This window comes from Amedibacillus sp. YH-ame6, assembly GCF_053848845.1.
Genome location: NZ_JBSPEZ010000008.1, coordinates 55,727 through 67,747, shown reverse-complemented (window position 1 = coordinate 67,747; position 12,021 = coordinate 55,727). Strand labels below are relative to the sequence as shown.

General features: G+C 35.8%; 14 protein-coding genes. 12 read left to right on the top strand and 2 right to left on the bottom strand.

Features of this window, described 5'->3' with window-relative positions; genetic code table 11:
* The first annotated feature begins 10 nt into the window (after nucleotides 1-10).
* The 8 genes from ACWG0P_RS07505 to yiaK all read left to right on the top strand — a co-directional run bounded on the left by ACWG0P_RS07505 (nucleotide 11) and on the right by yiaK (nucleotide 5,091).
* Complete coding sequence (locus ACWG0P_RS07505) at nucleotides 11-520, top strand: FMN-binding protein (protein WP_455801194.1); 510 nt, start codon at nucleotides 11-13, stop codon at nucleotides 518-520.
* Between the two features lie 14 nt (nucleotides 521-534).
* A complete protein-coding gene (gene rsxE / locus ACWG0P_RS07500) occupies nucleotides 535-1,194 on the top strand; it encodes an electron transport complex subunit RsxE (protein WP_455801193.1) in 660 nt (219 codons plus the stop codon).
* Nucleotides 1,195-1,197: 3 nt separating this feature from the next.
* Nucleotides 1,198-1,779: an electron transport complex protein RnfA gene (locus ACWG0P_RS07495; RefSeq protein WP_455793307.1), complete on the top strand. Its 582-nt coding sequence runs from the start codon at nucleotides 1,198-1,200 to the stop codon at nucleotides 1,777-1,779.
* Nucleotide 1,780: 1 nt separating this feature from the next.
* Nucleotides 1,781-1,951, top strand: coding sequence for a hypothetical protein (locus ACWG0P_RS07490; RefSeq protein ID WP_455793306.1), 171 nt, complete (start codon nucleotides 1,781-1,783; stop codon nucleotides 1,949-1,951).
* A gap of 23 nt (nucleotides 1,952-1,974) precedes the next feature.
* Nucleotides 1,975-2,283, top strand: a complete 309-nt coding sequence (locus ACWG0P_RS07485; protein ID WP_455801216.1) for a (Fe-S)-binding protein — start codon at nucleotides 1,975-1,977, stop codon at nucleotides 2,281-2,283.
* Between the two features lie 75 nt (nucleotides 2,284-2,358).
* The gene (locus ACWG0P_RS07480; protein WP_455801192.1) at nucleotides 2,359-2,820 is read left to right on the top strand and encodes a GNAT family N-acetyltransferase; all 462 of its coding nucleotides are present in this window, start codon (nucleotides 2,359-2,361) and stop codon (nucleotides 2,818-2,820) included.
* Between the two features lie 126 nt (nucleotides 2,821-2,946).
* Nucleotides 2,947-3,963: an aspartate--ammonia ligase gene (gene asnA / locus ACWG0P_RS07475; RefSeq protein ID WP_455791988.1), complete on the top strand. Its 1,017-nt coding sequence runs from the start codon at nucleotides 2,947-2,949 to the stop codon at nucleotides 3,961-3,963.
* Nucleotides 3,964-4,089: 126 nt separating this feature from the next.
* On the top strand, nucleotides 4,090-5,091 hold the full coding sequence (gene yiaK, locus ACWG0P_RS07470; protein WP_455801191.1) for a 3-dehydro-L-gulonate 2-dehydrogenase: 1,002 nt from the start codon (nucleotides 4,090-4,092) through the stop codon (nucleotides 5,089-5,091).
* Nucleotides 5,092-5,109: 18 nt separating this feature from the next.
* On the opposite strand, the gene ACWG0P_RS07465 is transcribed toward yiaK, so the two are convergent.
* Nucleotides 5,110-6,762 (bottom strand): Rqc2 family fibronectin-binding protein, encoded by a 1,653-nt coding sequence (locus ACWG0P_RS07465; protein ID WP_455801190.1) that lies wholly within the window; start codon nucleotides 6,760-6,762, stop codon nucleotides 5,110-5,112.
* Between the two features lie 116 nt (nucleotides 6,763-6,878).
* On the opposite strand from ACWG0P_RS07465, the gene gmk reads away from it, so the two are divergent.
* Nucleotides 6,879-7,457: a guanylate kinase gene (gmk, locus tag ACWG0P_RS07460; protein WP_455791994.1), complete on the top strand. Its 579-nt coding sequence runs from the start codon at nucleotides 6,879-6,881 to the stop codon at nucleotides 7,455-7,457.
* Between the two features lie 143 nt (nucleotides 7,458-7,600).
* Here gmk and gdhA read toward each other — a convergent pair whose 3' ends face one another.
* The gene (gene gdhA / locus ACWG0P_RS07455) at nucleotides 7,601-8,932 is read right to left on the bottom strand and encodes an NADP-specific glutamate dehydrogenase (protein ID WP_455801189.1); all 1,332 of its coding nucleotides are present in this window, start codon (nucleotides 8,930-8,932) and stop codon (nucleotides 7,601-7,603) included.
* Nucleotides 8,933-9,163: 231 nt separating this feature from the next.
* On the opposite strand from gdhA, the gene ACWG0P_RS07450 reads away from it, so the two are divergent.
* The 3 genes from ACWG0P_RS07450 to ACWG0P_RS07440 are packed head-to-tail and all read left to right on the top strand — an operon-like array spanning nucleotide 9,164 to nucleotide 11,996.
* Nucleotides 9,164-9,388 (top strand): FeoA family protein, encoded by a 225-nt coding sequence (locus ACWG0P_RS07450; RefSeq protein WP_455801188.1) that lies wholly within the window; start codon nucleotides 9,164-9,166, stop codon nucleotides 9,386-9,388.
* On the top strand, nucleotides 9,385-11,481 hold the full coding sequence (gene feoB / locus ACWG0P_RS07445; RefSeq protein ID WP_455801187.1) for a ferrous iron transport protein B: 2,097 nt from the start codon (nucleotides 9,385-9,387) through the stop codon (nucleotides 11,479-11,481). Before ACWG0P_RS07450 ends, feoB begins: the two co-directional genes overlap by 4 nt.
* Nucleotides 11,482-11,522: 41 nt before the next feature.
* Entirely contained in the window at nucleotides 11,523-11,996 is a 474-nt protein-coding gene (locus tag ACWG0P_RS07440) for an LURP-one-related/scramblase family protein (protein WP_455801186.1), read from the top strand.
* The last annotated feature ends 25 nt before the right edge of the window (nucleotides 11,997-12,021 follow it).

The following is a 12,021-nucleotide window of genomic DNA, read 5'->3' as shown; positions in this document are numbered from 1 at the left end:
AGGTAAGAACATGAAAAAGATTATACATTTGACTGTTTTCTTAGCTCTGATTGCGGCCCTTGCGGGAGCTGCTCTTGGATTTGCGAATAATATGACAGCACCTGTTATTGCGGCAAATGAATTGGCAGCTGAGAAAGATACATTAAAAGTAATTTATCCAGATGGAACTTTTGAACTAGTAGAAAAAGATGTTAGTAAAACAATTGAAAAAATATTCAAAGTTGAAGGCAAAGGTTATATTTTCAAGATGAAAGTATCTGGATATAAAGATGGTACTAGCTTTCTAGTTGCGTTAAAGAGTGATGGAAGCGTAGATGATTATGTAGCCATTAGCAATGGAGATACAAAAGGCTTAGGTACAAAAGTCACTGAAGAGCCTTTTCGAACTTCTTTGAAAGATAAGAACGCTATGAATGGAGATATACTAAACGATGTTATTACAGGGGCAACGGTTTCTAGTAAACCAGTTCTTGAAGGTATTGTAGAAGCTGCCAAATATCAGGCAGAGAATTTGAAATAGGAGGGGATGGAAAAATGAATCGTAAAGAAAATTTTACTGCAGGTTTCCTCCGTGAAAATCCTGTGTTCTCACTGTATTTAGGTTTATGTTCAACCCTAGCCATTACTACGACATTAAACAATGCCATTGGTATGGGAGTTGCGGTTATTATTGTTTTGATTTTATCCAATGTGTTAATTTCATTGGTACGAAATATTACACCTAGTGAAATTCGTATTCCAGTGTACATTGTCATTATCGCAACGTTAGTAAAAGTAATTCAGATGTTGATTAAAGCATATGCGCCTAGTTTAGATAGTGCATTGGGTGTGTTTATCCCATTGATTGTTGTAAACTGTATTATCTTAGGCCGTGCAGAAGCATTTGCTAGTAAAAATGGAATCTTTGATTCCGCACTTGATGGATTAGGAATGGGGCTTGGGTATACGGTTTCCATCATCATTATGTCTTTGATTCGTCAAGTATTAGCTACAGGGATTATCTCTTTTGAAAATCCATTTGATGCGGCACAGACATTGTTCTCCTTCCGTGTGATTCCTGAAGATTTCACAATCTCTATGTTTTCACAACCGTTTGGGGCATTCTGTACATTTGCCTGCTTAGCAGCTGGGCTTGCGGCTTTTAAAAGCTACCAGTCAAACAAAGCTAAGAAACAAGAAAAGGAGGCGAATTAATCTATGAATTGGTCAAATTTATTTGTTATGTTGATTACCTTTGTCTTCATCAATAACGTTGTCTTAAATCAATTCCTTGGGATGTGTCCATTTATGGGAGTATCCAAAAAGAGTAGTTCTGCCATTGGAATGGGAGCTGCAGTAACCTTCGTTATTGTTGCGGCATCCATTGCGACCTATGGTTTATACTATGGGGTATTAAAACCATTGAAATTAGAATACATGGATTTGATTACCTTTATTCTAGTCATTGCGGCTTTGGTACAGTTGGTAGAAATGATTATCAAGAAAACAAGTCCTTCACTATATAAAGCGTTGGGTGTGTACTTACCATTAATTACTACAAACTGTGTTGTATTAAACGTAACGTTAAATAACATTACAGCAGGGTATAACTTTGTGGAAATGATTACGTATTCTATCGCAATTCCTGTTGGATTTACATTAGTACTTTATATTTTCTCTACAATACGTGAGAGATTAGATGCCTGTGATACACCACTTTCATGGAAAGGTAATCCAATTGCGCTGATTGTTGCGGCTATTATGGCATTGGCTTTCAGCGGATTGATGGGTCTAGTATAACATGGACTATATCATGCCAGTCATCTATTTAGGGATTCTTGGGGCAGCTTATGCATTCGTATATCACTTGAATCATAAAACGCCATTACCTAAAGGGTGCGAGAATTTAAAAGCAGAGTGTAAAGGATGTCACGATACATCCTGTTGTAATAACCCTGCTCATGAACAATAGGAAAGGGGTATCATCATATGACAATTGTTGTGGCAATCTTAATGATGCTTGTCTTAGGGGCAATTTTAGGTCTAGGACTTGGAATTGCGGATCGATTCTTAAGTGTAGAAGTAGATGAGCGTGTTGAAAAAGTAAGCAGTATGTTACCAAACTACAACTGTGGTGGTTGTGGATATGCAGGTTGTTCTGGACTTGCGGAAGCATTAGTGAACGGTGAAGTAAAAGTTGTGGGTACATGTAAACCATGTAAACCTGAACAAAAAGCTGCAATCGCAGAGTATTTGAATTCAACACCAGGACCTGATGGGGTATGCGTAGAAGTAAAAGCTTAGACTGTGGAAATCACAGTCTTTTCTTTTGTATAACCGATGAAGGGATACATCATACTATGTAAAGTAGGTGATGATATGCAAATTAAAGTTAGAACTTGGCAAGAGGAAGATGCACTCGCATTGTATCAAATGTCGATGCATCCATATTATTTAAGAAAGAGAATTTGGCGTTATTTATATCCAGATACTTTTTTGCACGCAATGTCGACAATTCAGTTTTATCAATGTGCAGATCCTACACGTTTTCTATTTCGTGCGTTGGAGTGTGATGGTGTGGTATGTGGATTTTTGGAGTGTGAAAAAAAGAGTAGTGAATGTGGAGAATTATCGTACTGGTTGGATGTGAATTATTGGAATCAAGGCATTATGCAAGAAGGGGTACGACAACTTTGTATAGAGGCTTTTAAATGCCTGTCTATTCTATGTATATTTGCACGTGTTGAGAAGAAGAACGGGCCTTCTTATCAGGTACTTATACACAATGGATTTCAAAGAGAAAGTATAGAAGATTATTATATTTTTCGTAAATATAAATAATAATTGAGGGTGTTACATCATAAAATGATAGTAATTGAAAGAAAATTGAAAAATTTTGAAAAAAGGGATATATTTTATATGGTAAATCATGTATAATATAACCATTATGACAAAGGAGGGGTTCCTATGGCTGTAAAAGACTTGATGATTCCAAAGTATTATGAGAATAAACTGGATATTATATCAACAGAAGTTGCCATTAAATATGTGAAAGATTTATTTGAAAGAAGATTGGCGCATCATTTGAATCTAATGCGTATATCTGCACCTCTGTATGTAAGTAAGGAAAGTGGACTCAATGATGATTTAAATGGTATTGAACGTCCAGTTTCATTTGATATTAAAGAGATCGGTAATGGCGATTATCAAATCGTCCATTCACTCGCAAAATGGAAACGAATGGCTTTAAAACGTTACAACTTAAATGTTGGAAAAGGTATATATACGGATATGAATGCGATTCGTCGCGATGAAGATTTAGACAATTTACATTCTTGTTATGTTGACCAGTGGGACTGGGAAAAGATTATTGATGAGAAGAATCGAACGGTTGATTTCTTAAAAATGACGGTTCGTAATATTATGAAAGCTTTAAAAGAAACAGAAAAAGAACTCGATATTATTTATGAGAACTTAGAACCATTTATTCATGAAGATGTATTCTTTATCACGGCACAAGAATTGGAAGATAAATATCCAGATCTTACACCAAAACAAAGAGAATACGAAATTGTAAAAGAACATAAAACAGTATTCTTAATGCAGATCGGGGATACCTTAAAAAGTGGTATCAAGCACGATGGTCGTGCACCTGATTATGATGATTGGTCTTTAAATGGAGATATTTTATTGTATTATCCTGTATTGGATACAGTTGTTGAAATCAGTTCTATGGGGATTCGTGTAGATGCGAAAGCCTTAGAGGAACAATTGAAAAAAGCAGGGTGTGAAGAACGTAGACATTATGCGTTCCATAAGATGTTGTTAAATAATGAATTGCCTCTTACTATGGGAGGTGGAATCGGGCAATCTCGTATTTGTTTGATTCTATTGAATAAAGCACATATCGGAGAAGTACAAGTTTCCCAATGGGGAGACGATATGGTTGAGGAATGTGAGAAACATCATATCATCTTATTATAGAAGCGTATATGCGCTTCTTTTTTTATGTCCTTTGGAACAAGCGAGAAGAAGAACTTTTGTGTTGGAAGCCATTGTGTTAAAAAAGGGGAGGACTATAATGAAAGTATAGAAAAGAGGAGGATGTATATGAGAATACAACGAGAGGAGTTAAAGGAGATTTTCAAGAAGAATTTAATGAAACGAGGATTTGATGAGTTCTATGCTGGAGAGGCTGCGGAAGTATTTACACAAAATAGTCTAGATGGAATTTATAGCCATGGGTGTAATCGTTTCCCAAAGGTCATGGGACTTCTTGATTCAAAAGAGATTGATCCAACGGCACTTGCGACGTGTGAAATGCAATTAGGGGCATGGGAGCGTTGGGATGGACATCGAGGACTTGGTTTATTAAATGCTCGTCTGGCAATGAGTAGAGCATGTGAACTTGCAAAGGAACATGGTATAGGCTTAGTTGCCTTAGGGAATAATAATCACTGGATGCGTGGAGGAACGTATGGTTGGCAAGCAGCGGATGCTGGATGTATTGGTATTTGTTGGTCTAATACCAAACCAAATATGCCTATTTGGGGAGGAAAAGATGCTTGTATAGGAAATAATCCCTTTGTCTTTGCGGCTCCTAGAAGCAATGGAGCACATGTGGTTGTAGATTGTGCGGTTTCCCAATTTTCCTATGGAAAATTAGAAGAATATCGAATGAAGAATACACCATTACCAGTACCTGGTGGATATGATAAACAAGGAAATATAACACAAGATGCAGGTGCGGTATATGAAAGTAAACGTGTACTTCCAATGGGATATTGGAAGGGGAGTGGAATTTCTGTGTTGTTGGATGTCATTGGAACGATGCTAACTGCCGCCAATAGCGTATCGGATATCGGTGGTTTTGGAAAAGAAGTTGGTCTATCACAAATTATGATTGCGATAGATCCAATGAAAGCAAGCAGTGCACAAGAAATAGATGCAATTGCGGATAAAATTCTTGAAGATATCGCAAACAAAGAAGTTGCGGAAGGCTTTGATCGCATTTACTATCCCGGGGAATTGGAATTATGTACACGAAGAGATAATGAAGAACAGGGAATACCAATCCTAGATGAAGTTTGGAAAAAGCTACAAAAGCTATAAAAAAAGACTCAAAGAGTCTTACTGTACGAGATGTTCATCAATGAGCTTTTGAATCGTTGACGCGTCTGGATCAATATAAATCGTTTTATAATTTGAAAGAGATACTAAGCTACCTTTGTTGCCAGGTATCTTTTTTAATTGCTTTACAAGGCAATAATTAACAGGAACACTTGAGGATTGTCTGCCTTGGGAATACCACACGGCTAACGTTGCCGCATTACGCAACAATGCTTCATCAGGGTCTTCACAAGTGATAATCACATGACTGCCATGTAAATCCTTCACATGTAACCAGGTATCATTTTTACGACCGATTTTCCAAGTAACATAATCATTTTGTAAGTTATTTTTACCAACATATACTTTCATATCCTCAAATTGGAATGTTTCATAATGAGGGAGTTCTTGTTTCCTCTTTTTACGTATCTTACTAGTAATTGCTTTAATATAGCGTTGCTTCGCAAGTTCTTCACGTATTTCCATTGCATCTTGTACACTGGCTTGTTCTAACTGAAGCTCCATAGATTCAAAGTATTCAATTTCCTGTAGACATAATTCAATTTGTTCCTCTAGGATACTTTGTGCACGTTTGGATTTATGATACTTTTGATAATAACGATTCGCATTGTATTTGATATCATAACGAACATCAATTGGAATTTTAATATCTTCTCCTGTTTCAAAAGAAGGAAGTACAATACTAGAAGCCTTTTCAATCGTATGCATATAGGCAAATAATAAATCCCCATATTCTCGATATTTATCACAATCCATTGCTTCTTCTAAGGATTGATTCAACTTTGGTAACTTCGACTTATTTTTATGAAGTTCTTTACGAACCGCTTTAAATAAATCACCACTTTGTTGTTTGATTCGTACTTTTTCTTCTTTGTGATAAAACAAGATATCCATTCCTTTCATAAGAGGGTAGGCTCTTGTTTCTTTTTCTAAATGTGTTAAGGGAATGCTGTGAAAATACATAGTATCCTCAACATCACTTATGTAAAGTTGTGTTGATTCATCGATATGTTTCATCACATCATCAAAGATTTCTCCATGTTGTATACGATATTGCATCTCTTTTGATAATAAAGGAGAGAATCCATGGAATTGTTTTGTGAAAGATTCATTTAAATCAATGCTTGTATAATGGAAAGGGTCTTGTTTTCCACTATGTGGCTGTGGCAATTGAAATACAGCTCCAGGGTGAATCGTACGTTTGTTGTTTTCAAATGGAGGAATTCGTTTTAGTGCATCTACAATTCTTCCATCTTCATCCACAAGTATCACGTTGGCATATTTTCCCATAAGTTCAATATACAAATGCTTCTCATGAATATCCCCCATTTCATTACGTGCTTCTATGATCATATGCAAAATACGATCATATCCGATTTGTTGCATAGAACGAATAATACCACCATCTATTTGCTTTCTAAGTAACATTACAAAATTCCCTGGAGTTTCCAGAGTGGTATAAGATTCATTTGTCAAGTTGATACGATTATATACACTATGTAAAGAAATCATCAGTTTCTTGTTTCCATTTGCAGTACGTAGTTGAAACAACAATTCAGTATCTGAAATCTGTTGAATCTTTAATAATTTTGCTGGAATGGAAGTGTTAATTTCTTTGTTTAATTGGTATAAGAGTAAACCATCTAATGCCATTTTCTCACCTCAATGTTCCTATTATAACACACTTGTTTTTAGAAACATGAAAAAGTTGTTTGACAACCCATATTTTCACTAGTAAAATAAATATAATAGAAAAGAGAGGTGTTCTTATGAAAAAAGGTTTATTGATCATTATCAGTGGTCCTAGTGGAGTTGGCAAGGGAACTGTAAGAGAGTATTTTATCAAAGATGAATCATTAAAATTGGCATATTCTATTTCCATGACCACAAGATCACCTCGCGCAGGAGAAAGAGATGGGGTAGATTACATCTTTACTACAAAAGAGAAGTTTGAAGATGCAATCACGAAAGGTGAATTATTGGAATGGGCTGAGTTTGTCGGGAACTATTATGGTACGCCAATGTCTCAGGTAGAAAAATTACGCAATGAAGGAAAGAATGTCTTGTTAGAGATTGAAGTACAAGGAGCTACTCAGGTACGTGAAAAATGTCCTGAAGCAGTGAGTATCTTTATCATTCCACCAAGCATGGAAGAACTTGAAAGTAGAATTCGTGGAAGAAGAAGTGAACCTGAAGAAGTTGTTCAACAACGTTTAGCAAAAGCGGACAAAGAAATGAAAATGATGAACAATTATAAATATATCGTTTGTAACGATGATCCGCAACTTGCGGCAGATTTGATCAGTTCTATTATTAAGCGTCATATGGAAACGGATGAAGCTGTATAAAAAAAGAATAGGAAGTATATAATCACTTTGCGTACATAACGAATTCGTTGTTTATGAAGAAGTGATTTTTTCTTTTAGTAAGAAAAAAAGGATGCTTATCATAAGATAAGTCATCCTCGTTTTCATTATGTTTGATAAAGGGTTTATACAATCCCTTGATCGATCATAGAATCCGCAACTTTAATGAATCCTGCAATATTAGCACCAGCCATATAATTATCTGGCATACCATATTCCTTCGCAGTTTCATCTACGGTCTTAAAGATATTTTCCATGATATCTTTTAATTTCGCATCTACTTCTTCAAATGTCCAAGCTAAACGTAAAGAGTTTTGAGACATTTCAAGTCCAGAAGTCGCAACACCACCTGCATTGCTAGCTTTACCTGGAGCATATAAGATGTTATTTGCTTGTAACACTTCTATTGCTTCTGGAGTTGTTGGCATGTTTGCACCTTCACAAACAGCGATTACACCATTCTTCACAAGTGTTTTTGCATCTTCTCCACTCAATTCATTTTGTGTAGCACAAGGAAGGGCAATATTACAAGGAGTATTCCAAATGCTTTCTGCTGGATGGAATTGGGAACCTGGAACTTGTTCACAGTATTCATTGATACGTCCACGTTTTACTTCCTTGATTTCTTTCATTACATCAAGGTTAATACCGTTTTCATCTACGATATATCCACTAGAATCACTCATTGCAATTACTTTACCACCCAATTGCATAGTTTTTTCTGCAGCGTAGATTGCAACGTTTCCACTACCACTAATAACAACTTTCTTTCCTTCGAAAGAAGTTTGTTTGCTCTTCAACATAGCATTTGTGAAATAGCATAGTCCATAACCAGTAGCTTGTGTTCTAGCTAAAGAACCACCCCAGTTTAATCCTTTACCAGTTAATACACCAGTAAATTCATTACGGATACGTTTGTATTGACCAAACATATATCCAATTTCACGTCCACCTACACCAATATCACCTGCTGGTACATCGGTATTAGGTCCAATATATTTGCATAACTCTGTCATGAAACTTTGACAGAATCTCATTACTTCAGCATCACTTTTACCTTTAGGGTCGAAATCACTACCACCTTTTCCGCCTCCCATGGCAAGACCAGTTAATGAATTTTTAAATATTTGTTCAAAACCTAAGAATTTAATAATACTGATAGTGACACTTGGATGAAAACGAAGACCACCTTTATATGGTCCAATCGCTGAGTTGAATTCCACACGATATCCGCGATTCACCTGCAATTTTCCATTGTCATCTACCCAGGGTACACGGAAGATAATTTGGCGTTCTGGTTCAACAATTCTTTCAAACACACCTTTTTCGATATATTCTGGATGCCTTTCTGCCACTTTCTCTAGAGAAAGCATAACTTCATCAACGGCCTGGATGAACTCTTTGTCATTCGGGTTGCGTTTTACGACAGCTTCTTTAACATAATCTAATTTAGCCATATAATTTTCCTCCTATTAGCCATATATATTATAAACGCAATTATTCAAAATGAAAACAAAAAAATCAATTTTTTTCATATTTTATGAAAATGTTATGAAAATAAATGTAAGAACAATCATTTTCATGTTCATATATATGCCTCTTCTAGAGAAAAAGAACGATTTCTTATCGTATTATTACGACGATGTTTTTCTTTGTGTATCTGTAAAATGTGGATAGGTGATCGTATGATGTTAAATGAAATAAAGTCACAACAGAAAGTTCGTGTTTGCTATGTACATTTGGAAGAAGACAAAAGAAAGCGAATGTACTATTTAGGAATATATCCAGGTTGTGTAATAGAAAAGCTACAAAGTGCTCCTTTTCATGATCCAGTTATCTATCGTGTGAATCATATCTACATTGTCTTGCGTAATGAGGACACTCATAAGATACAAGTGGAGGAAATCGTATGAAGTATACAGTTGCATTTGTTGGTAATCCAAATGTAGGGAAGAGCGCTTGGATCAATGCATTATCCAATGCAGATTTTAAAGTAGGGAATTGGCCAGGCGTAACCGTGGAAAAAAAAGAAGCACTAGTTACTTGGGAAGGGAATGAATATCACCTCATAGATTTACCTGGTACGCATAGTCTAGAAGAAAGTGCGAATGAGGAAGATATTACATCATCTTTCTTACGTAATGAAAAAGTAGATTTGATTGTGAACATTTTAGATGCGACAAGTCTTTCTAGCAATCTTTTGCTATCGCTGTTTTTAAGGGAATTGCAAATCCCTATGCTTATGATCTTTAATTTTATGGATGAAGTAGAAAAGTTCCATATTGCATTAGATATTCAAAAACTATCACGTCGTTTACAAATTGAAATACTTCCCTATAGTGCTTTTGATAAAGCTGCGTATACCATTGTGAAAAATGCCATTATTCGCAATGTGCAAAAGGAAGTGTTTTATCACCCTTTACTGGCAGAAGAAGATGAAACAATCTATGTACAAGTATACAATTATATAGAACAACACATCCCCTTATATACCCAAGTAGATACATCTCAACTCCATCATTTGACGTGGAACTATTTACAAGATAATAAAACTTATACAAGACAACTTAGCAGCTGGCATATGAATATGGAACACTTGTCGAAACTTAAATCTGATCTTACATCTGAGCGTATTGCACTACATCGGTATCATACCATTGATTCCCTAATGGCTTATGTGGATATGAATCCTGATGCTCGTTATGAAATGACCCGTAGACTAGACCAGATATTATTGCATCGTTTCTTTGGTCTTCCTTTTTTCTTTCTTATCTTTTCTGTTGTCTTATACGTTGTGTTTAAAATGAGTGCACCGTTTAATGATATGATAGACTACGTAATAAATGATGTAGGATTTCGTTATGTAAGTTTTGCTTTGAAGTGGGCTCCTGAAGTGTTTCAGCATCTTATGGTGGATGGGGTATTGGCGGGAGTTGGGGGTGTTCTTGTATTTGTGCCTGTGATGGCTCTTTTATATTTTATGATGTCAGAGTTAGAAGAAAGTGGATATATGGCACGTATTTCTTTTTTGTTAGATCGATTGATGCGAACCTTTCATTTGAGTGGTAAAAGTTTTGTGGCATTATTGTTGGGCTTTGGATGTAATGTACCTGCTATTTATGCGACAAGAACCTTAGATAATCAAAAACAAAAAAGATTAACCGCCATCTTAATCCCTTTTATGTCTTGTGGAGCACGTTTGCCTGTCTATGTATTATTTGCCTCTGCATTCTTCGCAAATCAAGCAGGGCTTATGATATTGAGCGTATATGGGATTGGTATCTTTATGGCATTGTTGTTTGCGTTGTTATTTTCAAAAACGACCTTTATGAAAGATGATGCAATGTATGTACAAGAATTACCTCCGTATCGTATGCCTTCCTTGAAAGTAGTATTTCATAAAGTAAGAGAAGAAGTAAAAGCCTATATACATAAGGCAACAGGCATTGTATTATGGGCAATGATTGTACTATGGGGACTTACGTATTTTCCAACAGGGAATATCAATGATAGTTATATTGCGCAAGCGAGTAAATTTGTACAACCTATTTTTGAACCACTCGGATTTGGAACTCGATGGGAAAGTGTTGCTTCTTTACCAGGGGGAATTATCGCAAAAGAAACGATTGTAGGCTATTTTGAACAAGTGCTAAATCATACAGATGAAAAATCCACAAAGATTGAGCCTATACAAGATCTACAAGATATCGTTCATCATAGTGTAGATGCACTTAAAGAAAGCACCTTGCCTTTCCTTGTGGAAGAAGAGAAAAAAGAAACACAACCAAAGATATATCAATCACTGTGGAGTGATCCCTTAGCAAAGCTTAGAGCCTTTAGTTTTATGGTGTATGTCTTATTAAGTATTCCTTGTGTAATGACGTTACAAGCGCTTTATCATGAGTATGGATGGAAGCTGATGTGTCTATCGATCATCACAATGATTCTTCTACCATACATTACCTCATTTGTTATCTTCCAACTATTTTCTTTAGTACTAGTATGATATAATGCTAGCATATTAGAAATGGGAGGAACAATCGGGATATGAAATTATTATTTAAACAAAGAGTGTTTAGTTGGCTGGACAGTTATGATATTTATAATGAACATGATGAGGTTATGTTCATAGTAAAAGGTAAATTAGCATGGGGACATAAACTGCTTATTTATACACCAGATGGTGAAGAGGTGGGAGAAGTTAGTGAACATGTGATGACATGGCTTCCGAAGTTTCATTTAATTGAACATGGAGTAGAAGTTGGTATGATTCAAAAAGAGCTGACGTTTCTACGTCCTAAGTTTCATCTCACATGCAACGATTGGGAAGTGAATGGGAATATGTGGGAGTGGGATTATGAAGTAAGTAGTCCAACACGTGGACACATTATGTTTGTAACGCAAGAAATCTTTCACTTTGCAGATACGTATGTGTTAGATATCAAAGAGGAGGAAGACATTTTGCGTTGTTTAATGATTGTATTGTCAATTGATGCAGCAAAATGTTCACAAAATACGTAATATGAAAATGGGGAAAAAAGCACTT

Coding starts and splice junctions, on each gene's coding strand:
- ACWG0P_RS07480 (WP_455801192.1), top strand. CDS start 2,359: ATGCAAATTAAAGTTAGAACTTGGCAAGAGGAAGATGCACTCGCATTG.
- ACWG0P_RS07495 (WP_455793307.1), top strand. CDS start 1,198: ATGAATTGGTCAAATTTATTTGTTATGTTGATTACCTTTGTCTTCATC.
- yiaK (WP_455801191.1), top strand. CDS start 4,090: ATGAGAATACAACGAGAGGAGTTAAAGGAGATTTTCAAGAAGAATTTA.
- ACWG0P_RS07490 (WP_455793306.1), top strand. CDS start 1,781: ATGGACTATATCATGCCAGTCATCTATTTAGGGATTCTTGGGGCAGCT.
- gmk (WP_455791994.1), top strand. CDS start 6,879: ATGAAAAAAGGTTTATTGATCATTATCAGTGGTCCTAGTGGAGTTGGC.
- gdhA (WP_455801189.1), bottom strand. CDS start 8,932: ATGGCTAAATTAGATTATGTTAAAGAAGCTGTCGTAAAACGCAACCCG.
- ACWG0P_RS07465 (WP_455801190.1), bottom strand. CDS start 6,762: ATGGCATTAGATGGTTTACTCTTATACCAATTAAACAAAGAAATTAAC.
- feoB (WP_455801187.1), top strand. CDS start 9,385: ATGAAGTATACAGTTGCATTTGTTGGTAATCCAAATGTAGGGAAGAGC.
- ACWG0P_RS07505 (WP_455801194.1), top strand. CDS start 11: ATGAAAAAGATTATACATTTGACTGTTTTCTTAGCTCTGATTGCGGCC.
- ACWG0P_RS07440 (WP_455801186.1), top strand. CDS start 11,523: ATGAAATTATTATTTAAACAAAGAGTGTTTAGTTGGCTGGACAGTTAT.
- asnA (WP_455791988.1), top strand. CDS start 2,947: ATGGCTGTAAAAGACTTGATGATTCCAAAGTATTATGAGAATAAACTG.
- ACWG0P_RS07450 (WP_455801188.1), top strand. CDS start 9,164: ATGTTAAATGAAATAAAGTCACAACAGAAAGTTCGTGTTTGCTATGTA.
- rsxE (WP_455801193.1), top strand. CDS start 535: ATGAATCGTAAAGAAAATTTTACTGCAGGTTTCCTCCGTGAAAATCCT.